The 13,617-nt window shown below is 60.0% G+C and carries 11 protein-coding genes and 1 pseudogene; 4 read left to right on the forward strand and 8 right to left on the reverse strand.

What is annotated here, in order from left to right; all coding sequences use genetic code 11:
* Positions 1 to 56: 56 nt before the first annotated feature.
* The 3 genes from B3R00_RS08565 to B3R00_RS08575 all read right to left on the reverse strand — a co-directional run bounded on the left by B3R00_RS08565 (position 57) and on the right by B3R00_RS08575 (position 3,341).
* Positions 57 to 1,271 (reverse strand): GGDEF domain-containing protein, encoded by a 1,215-nt coding sequence (locus tag B3R00_RS08565; protein WP_286998648.1) that lies wholly within the window; start codon positions 1,269 to 1,271, stop codon positions 57 to 59.
* A gap of 140 nt (positions 1,272 to 1,411) precedes the next feature.
* Positions 1,412 to 2,143: a 16S rRNA (uracil(1498)-N(3))-methyltransferase gene (locus B3R00_RS08570; RefSeq protein WP_286998649.1), complete on the reverse strand. Its 732-nt coding sequence runs from the start codon at positions 2,141 to 2,143 to the stop codon at positions 1,412 to 1,414.
* A gap of 100 nt (positions 2,144 to 2,243) precedes the next feature.
* The gene (locus tag B3R00_RS08575) at positions 2,244 to 3,341 is read right to left on the reverse strand and encodes an aminoglycoside phosphotransferase family protein (protein ID WP_286998650.1); all 1,098 of its coding nucleotides are present in this window, start codon (positions 3,339 to 3,341) and stop codon (positions 2,244 to 2,246) included.
* A 150-nt stretch (positions 3,342 to 3,491) separates the two neighbouring features.
* Between B3R00_RS08575 and B3R00_RS08580 the strand changes: the two genes are divergently transcribed.
* From B3R00_RS08580 to rsmA, 3 genes are read left to right on the forward strand one after another with little or no spacing between them, the layout of a single operon-like run.
* Positions 3,492 to 5,861, forward strand: coding sequence for an LPS-assembly protein LptD (locus B3R00_RS08580; protein ID WP_286998691.1), 2,370 nt, complete (start codon positions 3,492 to 3,494; stop codon positions 5,859 to 5,861).
* Positions 5,862 to 5,868: 7 nt separating this feature from the next.
* Positions 5,869 to 7,272: a peptidylprolyl isomerase gene (locus B3R00_RS08585; protein WP_286998651.1), complete on the forward strand. Its 1,404-nt coding sequence runs from the start codon at positions 5,869 to 5,871 to the stop codon at positions 7,270 to 7,272.
* A 9-nt stretch (positions 7,273 to 7,281) separates the two neighbouring features.
* A complete protein-coding gene (gene rsmA, locus B3R00_RS08590; protein ID WP_286998652.1) occupies positions 7,282 to 8,049 on the forward strand; it encodes a 16S rRNA (adenine(1518)-N(6)/adenine(1519)-N(6))-dimethyltransferase RsmA in 768 nt (255 codons plus the stop codon).
* A 91-nt stretch (positions 8,050 to 8,140) separates the two neighbouring features.
* On the opposite strand, the gene B3R00_RS08595 is transcribed toward rsmA, so the two are convergent.
* From B3R00_RS08595 to B3R00_RS08605, 3 genes are all read right to left on the reverse strand, one after another.
* Entirely contained in the window at positions 8,141 to 8,566 is a 426-nt protein-coding gene (locus B3R00_RS08595) for a barstar family protein (protein WP_219164868.1), read from the reverse strand.
* A 128-nt stretch (positions 8,567 to 8,694) separates the two neighbouring features.
* Positions 8,695 to 9,099 carry a ribonuclease gene (locus B3R00_RS08600; RefSeq protein WP_286998653.1) on the reverse strand — a complete coding sequence of 135 codons (405 nt, stop codon included), beginning with the start codon at positions 9,097 to 9,099 and terminating at the stop codon, positions 8,695 to 8,697.
* Between the two features lie 127 nt (positions 9,100 to 9,226).
* Positions 9,227 to 11,536, reverse strand: a complete 2,310-nt coding sequence (locus B3R00_RS08605) for an NADP-dependent malic enzyme (RefSeq protein ID WP_286998654.1) — start codon at positions 11,534 to 11,536, stop codon at positions 9,227 to 9,229.
* A 298-nt stretch (positions 11,537 to 11,834) separates the two neighbouring features.
* Here B3R00_RS08605 and B3R00_RS08610 point away from each other — a divergent pair, with 298 nt between their 5' ends.
* Positions 11,835 to 12,806, forward strand: coding sequence for a Bug family tripartite tricarboxylate transporter substrate binding protein (locus B3R00_RS08610; RefSeq protein WP_286998655.1), 972 nt, complete (start codon positions 11,835 to 11,837; stop codon positions 12,804 to 12,806).
* Between the two features lie 249 nt (positions 12,807 to 13,055).
* On the opposite strand, the gene B3R00_RS08615 is transcribed toward B3R00_RS08610, so the two are convergent.
* The gene (locus B3R00_RS08615) at positions 13,056 to 13,286 is read right to left on the reverse strand and encodes a DUF2061 domain-containing protein (RefSeq protein WP_286998692.1); all 231 of its coding nucleotides are present in this window, start codon (positions 13,284 to 13,286) and stop codon (positions 13,056 to 13,058) included.
* Positions 13,281 to 13,481, reverse strand: a pseudogene (locus B3R00_RS08620) (DUF2061 domain-containing protein); the annotation flags it as partial. The gene B3R00_RS08615 and the pseudogene B3R00_RS08620, both read right to left, overlap by 6 nt.
* Between the last annotated feature and the right edge of the window lie 136 nt (positions 13,482 to 13,617).

The raw sequence follows: 13,617 nt of genomic DNA on the forward strand, positions 1-13,617 counted from the left end.
CTTTCAGGGCTTAAAAACCTTGAAGTCTTTATAAATTGAACGCAAGACGCTCACTTTTACAGAGCATCTTCCTCACACAAGGCCGCTGCTTGGCGGGGCACCCAGCCTGCTGGCGCAGCAAGCTCGCCAAACATCACCTGATTGCGGCCCGCGCGCTTGGCGCTGTACAGGGCCTTGTCGGCGCGATCGAGGGTAACTTCCAACATCTCGCCCGCAATATGCTCGGCCAGACCGATCGAGACAGTCATCTGCATGCCCGGGGGGGCATCGGGCATGGTGGTGCCCTCCACCGCCGCACGCACCCGCTGCAGGGTGAGCATGGCGCCCGCCACATCGGTATCGCTGAGCAGCAGCACAAACTCTTCGCCACCCCAGCGCGCCAGCACATCGGAGTTGCGGATGTTGTCACGCACCGTTTGCGCAAACGCTTTCAACGCCATGTCGCCCACGCCATGGCCATAGGTGTCATTGATGCTTTTGAAATGGTCAATGTCCATCTGAGCCAGCAGCATGGTGCGCACACCCCGCACGCAGCGGCGCTGCTCCAGCTCCAGCAGCTCGCGCATGTGGCGGCGATTGATCAGCCCAGTGAGCGCATCGCGCGAGGCCAGCTCACGGTTTTCCTCCAGCGCCGCTGCCAGCTCCTGCCGTTGTTTGCGCAGCCGCCCGCGCAGCTGGTACAGACGCAAACTGAGCAGCATGCACCCCGTCAGCATCAACACCAGCACCAGCGCGTAGGCAATTTCAAGGGCTGGCTCGGTGCTGTTGTCGAGCTGGATGATGAACAGCACCGCCAAGGAAAAAGCGCCCAGTGCATACAGCGACACCGCCACAATTTGCTTGGCGCGCAGATTGAGCGCGGCAAACAGCATCGTCACAGCCAGCAGGCCCGGGACGATGCCGCGCGCCTCCGCGGCCAGCACATAGGCCACCGCACTGCAGGTGATGGCCCAGAGAATTTGCTGGAACGTCATGGAGGGGTCGCGCCAGCGTGCGCTCCAGCCACACCGCACCAGCGCCGCCATCACCGTCAGGCCACCCACCGCCACCACCGACCACCACGCCATCGCCTGCAGCGGCGCCAAACCGGTGTAGCCCAGCCACAGCATGACGCCCGCACTGCCCAGCATGAGCAACACCGCCAACATGGCCATACTGGAGCGAACGCGCAGCGTAGGATCGGCGGAAAACAGCCAATCTATGCCGCGCTGGCTGAGAGTGCACAAGTTGATGTCCTTGGGGTTGGAGGACGCGGCGTCAGATTCTGTCATCCGGGCGTCACTTGTAATATTTGGTTACGTGATTCTGGACAGAGTCTAAAAATCAAACCCCAGGGTTTTCCTTGTGCAATGTGAACTAATGTTTACCTCCCGCAGCACTCCCGACCGAAAGTTAAAGACGGCGCCTTGTCCTACAAAGTGGACAACACCAAGGCTGCCAAAGGAGCCGTTTCTGCACGCAAGGTGCGTGGCCCCAAGGTCACCGGCACAAAGCCACACCCCCGTGCCAGCGCCTCTTCTGCGGCCGTCAAGCCGCCTTCCGGGCCGGACAGAAAGAACACTGGCTGCGCATCCTCTGCGGGCGCCAGCACTTGCTGCAGCGGCTGGGTGCCTGCCGCCAAGGAAAGTACCGCGCGCAGGCCCGGTGCTGGCGCTGGCTGCAGCCACTGCGCCAGCGTGACTGCTTCGTGGATCACCGGCACGCGGTTGCGCCCGCATTGCTCACAGGCCGCCACCGCCACGGCCTGCCAATGCGCGCGTTTTTTGTCCCCGCGCTCGCCTTTGAGCTTGAGCACACTGCGCTCGGCCAGCAGCGGGGTGATGCTGGTCACACCCAGTTCCGTGGCTTTCTCGACCAGCCAGTCCATGCGCTCATTGGCGGTAATGCCGGCCAGCAGGTGCACGGGGCGCAGATTCTCACGGTCTGCAGCCACATGGCTGTCCACACGCACCTGCACATCGCTGCGGCCCATGCGCAAGATGGTGGCCTGCCATTCGCCGCCGGGGCCGTCTTGGCGGCCCTCAAACAAGGTGATGGTGTCGCCGGGCTGCATGCGCAGCACTTGCACGTGGCGGGCTGCTCCTGCAGGCAACTCCACGTCGATACCGGCAGACAGTGGAAGGGGGCAGTAGAAACGGGGCATGGCAGCCTTAAAAAAAGAAGCTGCTGGCGCACAGCAAATAATGATTTCAGATTGTTTTGATTCTGAAACCAAGTATTTACAAGCGCTAGCAGCTATGGTTTTACATGCGCCCGTAGGCGAAGCCTACTTGAGGCTGGATGTTTTCGATCTGGTCAATCAAGCGCAGCAGCGGGCCCAATTCACGGTAGCGGCTGCAGGTCGAGCGCAGGTAGTGGATAAAGCGCGGGGTGTCGGCCAGGTATTTGGGCTTGCCATCGCGCAGCGTCAGGCGCGCAAAAATGCCGGCCACCTTCAGGTGGCGCTGCAATCCCATCCACTCCACAGCGCGGTAGAACTCGCCAAAGTCATCACCCCAGCCGCTGGCGCTCTTGGCGCCCACCAGCCCGGCCTTGCGCGCCTTTTCCCAGTAACGCACGGTAATGTCGATGACAAAATCCTCCTCCCAGGTCAGGAAGGCGTCGCGCAGCAGGCTGGCAATGTCATAGGTGATGGGGCCGTAGACCGCATCCTGAAAGTCCAGGATGGACAGCCCCTTGCCCTCTTGGGCGGGCAGCATCAGATTGCGCGCCATGAAGTCGCGGTGCACATAGACGCTGGGCGCTGACAGGTTGTGCGCCACGATGGCGTCAAACGCTTTGGCCAGCACGGCTTGCTGCTTGTCGTCCAGCGTGACCTTGCGGTGCTGGGCGATGTACCAGTCTGGAAACAATTGCAGCTCGCGGCGCAGCAAGGCCTCGTCATACACCGGCAGCACACCGGGCTTGGAGGCCAGTTGCCACTGCAGCAGCAAGTCCGTCGCTTCGCGGTACCACGGCTCGGCAGCGCGGGGCTGCTCGGGGTTCAAGATTTCAATCAGCGTGCGGCTGCCCATATCGGTGAGCAACATAAAGCCGTTGGCCGCATCCCACGCCAGCACCTCAGGCACGGGCAGCCCCGCCTGCGCCATCAAGGCCTGCACCTGCACAAAAGGCTGGCAGTTTTCTTTGTCGGGCGGCGCGTCCATCACAATCAGGCTGTGGCCGCTGTCGGTATCAATGCGCAAGTAACGGCGAAAGCTTGCGTCCGCCGAAGCAGCGCGTAAACTTTGCGGCCGCAGCGCATGCTGCTGTGTCAGGCTGCTCAGCCATTGTTCAAACAATGCTTGACGGCCGGAATCGGCCCAAACAACGGTAGATGTGGGGAGGATAGGAGCGCTCATGGATAATCCGATTCTACAAACGGCCTGGATCCCCTCCGCGCTTGCCCTCTATCTCCGCCTTGATTGAATGCGCCTGTGAGCCCACACGCTTTTTCTTTGCCCCCACAAATTTCCTCGTACCGCCTGCGTCCGCTGGCGGCGTCCTTGGCAATGGCATGGGCCGCCACGGCGGCTTGGAGCGTGCAGGCACAGAGCGCAGCGCCCAGCCTGTGGGACACCGCGCTGCCCGCGCCGCAGCTGAAATCCAGCAGCCAGCTGCAAGAGTTGATTCCCGCCGCAACCCGCGAACAGCTGCCCTCGTACATCAAAGCCGAGCAAATTTCCGGGCAGGCCGATATCAATGCCGTTTTGGAAGGCGGCGCGGAATTGCGCCGTGGTGACACCGTGATTCGCGCCGACCGCGTGGAGTACACCCTGGCCGATGACACCGTCAACGCCGAAGGCAATGTGCACATCAACCGCGGCGGTAATGTCTACCAAGGCGCAGCCTTGAAGCTGCAAGTGGATGCGTTTCAGGGCGACTTCACCAATGCCACCTACCAGTTTCTGGAAACCCAGGGGCATGGTGACGCAGAGCGCGTGGAATTTATCGACCGCGACAACTCGGTCATCTACAAAGCCACCTACACCACCTGCCTGCGTGACGACAGCGCCAGCTGGGAACCTGACTGGATGATCCGCGCCAATCGGATTACGCTGGATCGTGTGGAAGATGTCGGCGTAGCCTATGGGGGAGCGCTGGAATTCAAAGGCGTGCCCATCCTCCCGGTGCCTGCCATCAGCTTTCCGCTGTCGGACAAACGCAAATCGGGTCTGCTGCCGCCCACCATTGGCATCGACAGCGTCAGTGGTGTGGAATACAGCCAGCCTTACTACTGGAACATTGCGCCCAATCGCGATGCCACCATCACACCTACGCTGATGTCCAAACGCGGCATTAGCCTGGGCACCGAGTTTCGCTACCTGGAGCCCACCTACTCCGGGGTGCTCGATACCCTGTACATGCCCAATGACAAACTGCGGGACCGTGATCGCTGGGGCTACAACTGGCGCCACGTCACCTCGCTGCACAGCCCGGTGGGCAATCTGGGCCTGCAGTGGAACCTCAAACGCGTCAGCGATGACAACTACTGGCGTGATTTTTCACGGATGCCAGGAGACGGCAGTCGCTTCGGCAGTTCCGACCAACGCTTGCTCAGCAGCGATGGGAAACTGTCGTGGAGCTCCGGCAAACACTATGTTTCGCTGTACGCGCAAAAGTGGCAGGTCTTGCAAGACATAGATGCTCCCATCGCCCCACCGTTTAACCGCATGCCACAACTACAGTGGCGCTACGACACGACATCCTGGGCAACCCAGGGTTGGGATGTCAATCTGATGGCGGAAACCACGCGCTTTGAGGCCGATACTTGGGACCAGCAAAAACGCCCCGATAACGGACAGCGCAGCTATGTGCTGAGCCAGATCAGCAAGCCATTTTTGCTGCCTGGTGGTTTCATCACGCCCAAGGTGCAGTTGCATGCCAGCAACTACCAGTTTGATGATTTGTCCAGCGCACGCCCTCGCACCAAGTCTTTCGCCATTCCAACGCTGAGCCTGGACAGCGGATTGGTGTATGAACGTGATACCGCACTGCTGGGGCGCAGCTACTTGCAAACGCTGGAGCCACGTGCGTTCTATACCTACACGCCCTACCGTGACCAAAGCATGGTGCCGCTGTATGACACCGCACTCACTGACTTTAACTTTGGCTCCATCTACAACGAAAACAGCTACACCGGGCACGACCGCATCGCTGACAACAACATGCTGACCCTGGGGGTGACCACCCGCTACCTCAAGCCCGATGACGGCTCTGAAGTGGCGCGCTTGGGCGTTGCGCAGCGGCTGCGCTTTCAAGACCAGCGCGTGGGCCTAGGCTATGACATTTTGGGCGAAAAAGGCTGGTCCGACATTTTGGTCGGCGGCGGTATCACCTGGAGTTCGAAATGGAGCACCGATGCCTTGGTGCAATACAACCGGGACATCCAGCGCACCACCCGCTCCTCCATCAGCGGGCGCTACACACCCGCTCCTTACAAGGTCCTCAGCGCCGCTTACCGCTATCAGCGCGCCAACAGCCTGCCGATCCTCAACCAGGGCAGCGAACAGGTGGACTTTGGCTGGCAATGGCCCCTCAACGGCGGTAATAAGAATGCCTTTGGCGAAGCCACTGGTGCAGGGCGCTGGTACAGCGTAGGGCGCCTGAACTACAGCATGCAGGACAAAAAACTGGTCGACGCCATCGTGGGCTTTGAATACGACAGCTGCTGCTGGATTGGCCGCGTAGTGGTGGAACGTCTGCAAAACAGCCGCCAAGCCGCCAACACCCGCCTTCTCTTTCAAATCGAATTTGTGGGCTTCTCTCGCTTGAGCCTGGGCGCAGATCCGCTGCGCAGCTTGCAAGAGTTCGTCCCTGGCTACCGCCCCTTGCGAGATAGCAATCGCACCGTGCCCAGCCGCTTTAGCAATTACGACTAATCCTTTTATGCGCCACTTGATTTCCTCGCCCCGCCATATCGCCCTAGGACTGGTTTGTGCCGCCGTCTTTTCGGCATGGTCTGCCCACGCACAAGGCATGCGCGCCCAGGGTGGCGACAAAACCCTCTCGCGTGCTTTGTCCACTTCCAGCCAGCCTGCAGCGGTGACCGCGCCGAGCCAAGGTCTGCGCTCGGCAGACTACATTGTGGCGGTGGTCAATGCAGAGCCCGTGACCAACAACGAGGTGCGGGCGCGCATGCAGCGGGTCTTGCAAGCCATGCAAGCGCAAGGCGCCAAACAAATCCCTCCCCGCGATGAGCTCGCCCGCGAAGTGCTGGAGCGCTTGATTGTAGAAAAAGCCCAGGTCCAAACCGCCAAAGAAACCGGCATCAAAGCCGACGACTATGCGGTAGACCAGGCCATCCAAAACATGGCACAGCAAAACGGTTTGAGCCCGGAAGCCATGCGTCGCGAAATGGCCCAGCAAGGCATTTCCGAGAAATCGTTCCGCGAAGAGATCCGCAACCAGTTGCTGATGCAGCGTCTGCAAAACCGCGAAGTCGATGGCCGCGTCAAGGTCAGCGAACACGACATCGACCAATACATGGCCGAGCAGCGCCGCCAAAACGGTCAGACCGACATGGCCAGCGCCACCATCAATCTGGGCCACATCCTGATCGCCGTGCCAGAGCGCGCCAGTCAGGCTGAAGTCGCACAGCTGCAAGCCCGCGCACAGCAAGCGCTGGAAGCTGCGCGCACGGAACCGGATTTTGCAGCCGTTGCCAAACGCTTTTCAGACGGCGGGCAAGCCGTTTTAGGCATGCGCCCTGCCAGCCGCTACCCCAGCTTGTTTGTCGAGTCCGTAGGTGCCACCCCTGTGGGCGGCATTGTGGGGCCCATTCGCTCGGCTGCGGGCTTTCACATCTTGAAAGTGATTGACAAGAGCGCCAGCGGCGTGGCCGCCGTGGTCACCCAAAACCATGCACGCCACATCTTGCTGCGAACTTCGCCACAATTGGGGGAGCGTGAAGCCGCTCAGCGCCTGTCTGATCTGCGCCAGCGTCTGGAAGGCGGAGCCAGCTTTGAAGACTTGGCCCGCCAGTACTCCGAAGATGGCAGTGCCAAAATGGGCGGAGACTTGGGCTGGGCAGGCCCCGGCCGCTATGTACCAGAGTTTGAGCAAGCCCTGAATGCCTTGCAACCCGGCCAAGTCAGCCAGCCCGTGGTTTCCCGCTTTGGTGTGCACCTGATTCAACTGGTGGATCGCCGCCAAGCCACATTGACTCCACGCGAGCAGCGCGAAATGCTGCGCGACGTGGTGCGCGAAGAAAAGCTGGAGAAGGCCCATGCCAACTGGCTGCAAGAATTGCGCGGACAAGCCTATGTGGAATACCGCGAGCCACCCCAATAATTTTTCCGCGTGAAACATATTCCCCGCAAACGTTTCGGCCAGAACTTTCTGACCGACCACGGCATCATCGACTCCATCGTCAAGGCGATTGACCCCAAACCCGGCCAACCGCTGGTTGAGATTGGCCCCGGCCTGATGGCGCTGACACAGCCCCTGGTCGAACGCACCGGCCACCTCACCGTGATTGAGCTGGATCGTGACTTGGCTGCGCGCCTGCGCACCAAGCCCCAGCTCAACGTGATCGAGTCGGACGTGCTCAAGGTCGATTTCACGGCCTTGGCCCAGAGCCTGAACGTGCCCAAACTGCGCGTCGCAGGCAACCTGCCCTACAACATCTCTTCGCCCATCCTGTTCCACCTGCTGGAACATGTCGATGTCGTGCAAGACCAGCACTTCATGCTGCAAAAAGAGGTGATTGACCGCATGGTGGCCGATGCAGGCAACGCCGACTACGGGCGCCTTTCGGTGATGCTGCAATGGCGCTACGCCATGGAGAACGTGCTGTTTGTGCCGCCTGAGAGCTTTGACCCACCACCCAAGGTCAACAGCGCCGTGGTGCGCATGGTGCCGCGCGAACAGCCCGCTGCGCTGAACCCCAAGCTGCTGGAAGAGCTGGTGCAGGTGGCCTTTAGTCAGCGCCGCAAGATTTTGCGCAACACGCTGGGCAAATGGCTGGACGAGAAAGGCTTTGCAGGCAACTTTGACGTGCAGCGTCGCGCCGAAGAAGTGCCCGTGGCGGAATATGAAGCCTTGGCCGCGCAGCTTGATCAAAAATAAGAGCTTTTGGCGCTTGCTGCATAAGCGCTAATGCCATATTTGATCCATAAAAAAAGCGCCCTGATGGGCGCTTTTTACGTGGCGACTGCAGTTACAAAAATGAGTAAAAGCAGCGAAAAGCAATTTTGCGCTCGGCCCAGTAGTCCGCCGCATCGCGAAAGCAATCCAGGAACTGCTCACGCACCTCTTTGTCAAACTTGTGCGCAATCGGCAACTGATCCAGCACCACCACAAAGCCAGGCTGGGGCCCCGCCTTGTGCAAGGGATCGGTCAGGCAGTCGTACAGGGCATCAAAGTTTTTGCCAAAGTGTGCGGGAAAGTGAAACTGCACCGCAATCAAATCCAGCGCATCTTGCTTGGTTTGGGCATGGGCCAAATTCGCGTACAGAAAATGCTGGCCCGTGGCTTGGGCCGCTTGCTGCAAATCCGCAATGCGGAAGGCACGAATGGATTGCACGATGTTGCTGCGCACACCCCGCAAAAGCTGCTGGGGCTCGGGACAAGACGGTGTGTCCATCTCCGTAATTCTTTCTATAGCTCGTAGTTGCCCACCCAAACCGGGGAGCGTAGGCGTAATGGAGAGCGCGCTGCCCCACAAGTTCCCGAATATGGCGGGGTGAAGTCCCCCCTCCAGGTCTAGAGCGCTCATGGCAGGATCTTCCGAAAACTGTTGTAGTGGTCGCTGGTGTAGTAACAGGCTTGCGGCTGCGTCGGTGGCTCCCCGCCACACACAATGCGCCGGGCCCCACGATCTCGGGCCCACGGTGTTTTGACGGTGTATTCGCGGTAGTAGCCCCGTGGGTGGCTGGGCAACAAGCGCTCGCGATTGCCAAACACGGTGCCGTCTTTGTCGTAAGGGAAAGGCCCACCCTTGAAAATCAACCGGTAGGTGGTGCGCGCTTGTGAAGGCAGCTCTGCCAAAGACACCTCGGGAAGCGCTGTCGGCAACGGCCCCCGAGCCTGCAGTGCGGGAACAGCTGCCGCCAGTGCCACCCCCACCACCAGTGCACCCGCCGCCCGACATACCGGACGGACGATTACATTCCGCATCACGCAACACCTTTCAGAAATTCCGGATCAGCCCAGAAATTCGAGGAGCAAGTGTGACGCAGCGATATTCAAATTGCAAGAACAAAGGGCTGATCGCCATCAGCAATCAGCCCTTTTCTGCCATGGATTAACGACCGACGTTGGCGTCTGCAACCGTCAATGCCGTCATATTCACAATGCGACGCACCGTGGTGCTCGGGGTCAGCACATGCACGGGCTGGCTTGCACCCAGCAGCACCGGGCCAATCGCAATACCTCCACCCGCAGCTTCCTTGAGCAGGTTGTAGGAGATGTTGGCTGCGTCCATGTTGGGCAGCACCAACAGATTGGCTTCACCACTCAAGGTGCTGTTGGGCATCAACTTGCCACGCGCTTCGGCGTCCAGCGCCACGTCGCCATGCATCTCGCCATCCACTTCCAGCCAAGGCGCTTGAATGCGCAGCAGCTCCAGGGTGGTGCGCATCTTCACAGCGCTGGGCTGGTTGCTGGAGCCGAAGTTGGAGTGGCTCAGCAGCGCCACCTTGGGCTTGATGCCAAAGCGCATCATCTCTTCGGCCGCCATCATGGTGATCTCAGCCAGTTGCTCTGCAGTGGGGTCGTAGTTCACGTGCGTGTCCACCAGGAACACCTGGCGCTCGGGCAGCATCAAGCCATTCATGCAGGCGTACGTCGTCGCCCCCGCCTTCTTGCCAATCACCTGGTCGATGTAGTTCAGGTGCATATGGGTGTTGTGCCAGGTACCGCAGATCAGTCCATCCACTTCACCCTTGTGCAAAAGCATGGAGCCAATCAGCGTCAGGCGGCGGCGCATTTCGATCTTGGCAATCGGAGCGGTGATGCCCTTGCGCTCCGTCATGCGGTGGTAGGTTTGCCAGAAGTCGCGGTAGCGGGGGTCGTCTTCCACATTCACCACATCGTAGTCTTTGCCTTGCTCCAGGCGAAGACCAAACTTTTCAATGCGCTGGGCAATCACGGCGGGGCGGCCGATCAGGGTGGGGCGGGCAATGCGCTCATCCACCACGATCTGCACGGCACGCAGCACGCGCTCTTCTTCCCCTTCGGAGTAGGCCACGCGCTTCTTGGCGGCCTTTTTGGCCACCATAAAGATGGGCTTCATCACGGTGCCCGAGGCATACACAAAGGTCTTCAGGTGCTCGCGGTACGCATCCATGTCTTGGATGGGGCGCTTGGCCACACCGCTCTGGGCAGCCGCTTGCGCCACGGCTGGGGCCACGATCAGCATCAAGCGCGGGTCAAACGGCTTGGGAATCAGGTATTCCGGGCCAAAGCTCAGCGGCTGGCCCACATAGGCGGCCGCAACTTCTTCGGATTGCTCGGCCTCTGCCAGTGCTGCGATGGCGTGCACGGCGGCAATTTCCATCTCGGTCGTGATGGTGGTGGCGCCGCAGTCCAAGGCCCCACGGAAGATGTAGGGGAAGCACAGAACGTTGTTGACCTGGTTGGGGTAGTCCGTGCGGCCGGTGGCGATGATGGCATCGTCGCGCACAGCCTTCACGTCTTCCGGCAGGATTTCGGGGTTGGGGTTGGCCAGGGCAAAAATGATGGGCGTGGCCGCCATCTTGGCGACCATGTCTTTTTTCAGCACATTGCCCGCCGACAGGCCCAAGAACGCATCAGCGCCTTCGATCACTTGGCTCAGGGTACGCAGGTCTGTCTTTTGCGCAAACTGGGCTTTGTCTTCGTCCATCAGCTCGGTGCGGCCTTCGTAGACCACGCCAGCAATATCGGTCACAAACACGTTCTCGCGCTTCAGGCCCACTTTGAGCAGCAGGTTCAAACACGCCAGTGCAGCCGCACCCGCGCCCGAAGCCACCAGCTTGATCTCCGCAATGTTTTTGCCCGCCACTTTCAGCGCATTGACCATGGCCGCAGCCACGGTGATGGCGGTGCCGTGCTGGTCGTCGTGGAAGACGGGAATGTTCATGCGTTTGCGCAACTCGCGCTCAACATAGAAGCACTCGGGCGCTTTGATGTCTTCCAAGTTGATGGCGCCAAAGGTGGGCTCCAGCGCGGCAATCACTTCCACCAGCTTTTGCGGGTCTTTTTCATCGATTTCGATGTCAAACACATCCACGCCGGCGAACTTCTTGAACAGCACGCCCTTGCCTTCCATGACCGGCTTGGAAGCCAGCGCGCCGATGTCGCCCAGGCCCAGCACGGCGGTGCCGTTGGAGATCACACCCACCAGGTTGCCACGGCTGGTGTACTTGAACGCGGCCGCTGGGTCTTTGACAATTTCTTCACAAGGCGCCGCTACGCCGGGCGAGTACGCCAGCGCCAAGTCATGCTGGTTGGCCATGGGCTTGGTGGCAGCAATCGCAATCTTGCCGGGCTTGGGAAACTCGTGGTATTCCAGTGCAGACTGGCGCAGCAGTGCACGTTTATCGGGCAAGGCGGGGGTGGTGTTCTCTGGCATATCGTCTCGTCTCCCAGGACGCAAAAGTGGTGATTGCACCAATCCATCTTTGCGGTGCAACCTTTGGAATTTATCGAGCCATTGTAGGTGGTTGCTATCAAAAACAGGGGGTGCTCAGGTGCTCCCTAGGGTCAAACACCTTCAACCCAGAGCACCTCAATCGTGGTTCGCGAAATTCAGCAAACCGACAGCCTACAAGCGCTGCACCCGCATAGAAGCCGCTATGCTCGGCATCGTTAACACTACTAAACATTGATTAGGGAATCTAATGAAGCAGTCGGCACATTCTTCTGTTGCGATGTGGCGCGCCACTTTGGGCGCCGTGACTTTGGCTGCGGCCAGCCTCAGCGGCGGCGCCCACGCCGCCGACGCTTACCCCAGCAAGCCCATCACGCTGGTGATTCCTTTCTCGCCAGGCGGCTCGACCGACATCTTGGGCCGTTTGCTGGCACAAAAGCTGAGCGAAGGCATGAAGGCGAATGTGATCGTCGAAAACAAGCCTGGCGCGAACGGCACCATCGGTGTGGACCGCGTGGCCAAGTCGGCCCCTGATGGTTACACCGTGGTGTTGGCCGACGTGGGTGGCATGGCGATTTCCACCAGCCTGTACCCCAAGCTGCCTTACCAGCCCCTGAAGGACTTGGTGCCCGTGAGCCTGGTGGGCCGCAGCCCCTTGGTGCTGACCGTGGGCACCAGCAGCCCGCTCAAGTCGCTGGCCGATTTGACAGCCAAGGCCAAGGCCAACCCCGCCAAGCTGAACTACCCCTCCTCGGGCACCGGCGGCCCCAACCACATGGGCAGCGAGCTGTACGCCATGCAAGCCAATGTGAAGGTGACCCATGTGCCTTACAAGGGCAGCGCGCCATCGGTGGTGTCGCTGGTGTCGGGGGAGACGGACTTCGGCTTTTTGACCGCCGTCACCATCAACGCCCAGCTCAAAGCAGGCAATCTGCGTGCACTGGCCGTGGCCCATGACAGCCGCCTGCCCGCCATGCCTGAAGTGCCCACCATGCACGAAGCGGGCCTGAAGGGCTTCACCGCCGATGCATGGTTTATGGCCGCCGTACCTGCAGGCACACCCCAGCCCATCATTGACCGTCTGTACCAGGAGATTGCCAAGATCCTGCCGCAGGAAGACGTCAAGGCCAAGCTGGACGCCGTGGGCGTGCTGCCCGCAGGCCTGAGCCCCCAGGCGTCGAGCGAATTCCTGTCCAAGGAAATCGTGAAATGGCGTGAAGTGGTCAAGACCGCCAAGATCACGCTGGACTAAGCCTGCTGCCCAGCGGCCCAACCATCCCCTTGCCTTGCCTTGCTGGGCAAGGGGATTTTTTTATGAGCATGCAGCGCTTTATTAAAAAGCAATTGCAATACTTTTAGTCTTAAAAGCTATCTATTACCAGCGCCAGCAGCTACTTTTTTAGATTTTTAGAGATGGTTTGGCGCCATACCTGCCAGCCGCTGCAGCAGCCACGATCCAAACCGCTTCCATGCTGTGGAGGTCATGCATGACTCCTTGGGCTTACGCACATCCAGCGGCAGAGCGCACGGCGCGCTGGGCCTTGTGCTCCCACAGCTTCTCGTGCACAAAGAAAAACAGCATTTGCACCGTAGGCTCCAGCAGGCTCAGCGTCAGGGCCATCCACCAGTCACCCGTCACGGCATACGCCACACCCGCCGCCACCACCAGGTGCACCGCGTAGTAGCTGGCCGTTTTGGCCAAGGTGCGCCAGCGCTGCAGCGGCACGCGCAGCCACGCGGTGTCATGCACAAAGTACGCCACCGCCTGAACGCTGGGCTCTAGCAGGCTCAGTGTCAGCGCAGCCAGCCAGTCGCCCGTCACGGCATACGCAACGCCTGCCGCCACCACAACGTGGACGATGTAATAACTGCCAGTTTTGCGCAGTGCACTTGCGTTCTTGTGCAGCAGATGATGGATGTGGGACATGGCGGGTGACGGAGGGAAGAATGAGCTCAAATGATAGTTAGCAGCAATTAATATTTGAATTCGATAGTCTCTATACCAAGAATAACGACAAGCTATCTGCCACATCCGCTGCCACCGCGTGAAATTTTTTGACCCA

Origin of the sequence: Comamonas sp. UBA7840, from assembly GCF_002501455.1 — a bacterium.
Lineage (GTDB): Bacteria > Pseudomonadota > Gammaproteobacteria > Burkholderiales > Burkholderiaceae_C > Comamonas > Comamonas jiangduensis.

What these genes read in the sequence shown, in the direction of transcription:
- B3R00_RS08565 (WP_286998648.1), bottom strand. Translation starts at nt 1,271, where the DNA reads ATGACAGAATCTGACGCCGCGTCCTCCAACCCCAAGGACATCAACTTG.
- B3R00_RS08570 (WP_286998649.1), bottom strand. Translation starts at nt 2,143, where the DNA reads ATGCCCCGTTTCTACTGCCCCCTTCCACTGTCTGCCGGTATCGACGTG.
- B3R00_RS08575 (WP_286998650.1), bottom strand. Translation starts at nt 3,341, where the DNA reads ATGAGCGCTCCTATCCTCCCCACATCTACCGTTGTTTGGGCCGATTCC.
- B3R00_RS08580 (WP_286998691.1), top strand. Translation starts at nt 3,492, where the DNA reads ATGGCATGGGCCGCCACGGCGGCTTGGAGCGTGCAGGCACAGAGCGCA.
- B3R00_RS08585 (WP_286998651.1), top strand. Translation starts at nt 5,869, where the DNA reads ATGCGCCACTTGATTTCCTCGCCCCGCCATATCGCCCTAGGACTGGTT.
- B3R00_RS08595 (WP_219164868.1), bottom strand. Translation starts at nt 8,566, where the DNA reads ATGGACACACCGTCTTGTCCCGAGCCCCAGCAGCTTTTGCGGGGTGTG.
- B3R00_RS08600 (WP_286998653.1), bottom strand. Translation starts at nt 9,099, where the DNA reads ATGCGGAATGTAATCGTCCGTCCGGTATGTCGGGCGGCGGGTGCACTG.
- B3R00_RS08605 (WP_286998654.1), bottom strand. Translation starts at nt 11,536, where the DNA reads ATGCCAGAGAACACCACCCCCGCCTTGCCCGATAAACGTGCACTGCTG.
- B3R00_RS08610 (WP_286998655.1), top strand. Translation starts at nt 11,835, where the DNA reads ATGTGGCGCGCCACTTTGGGCGCCGTGACTTTGGCTGCGGCCAGCCTC.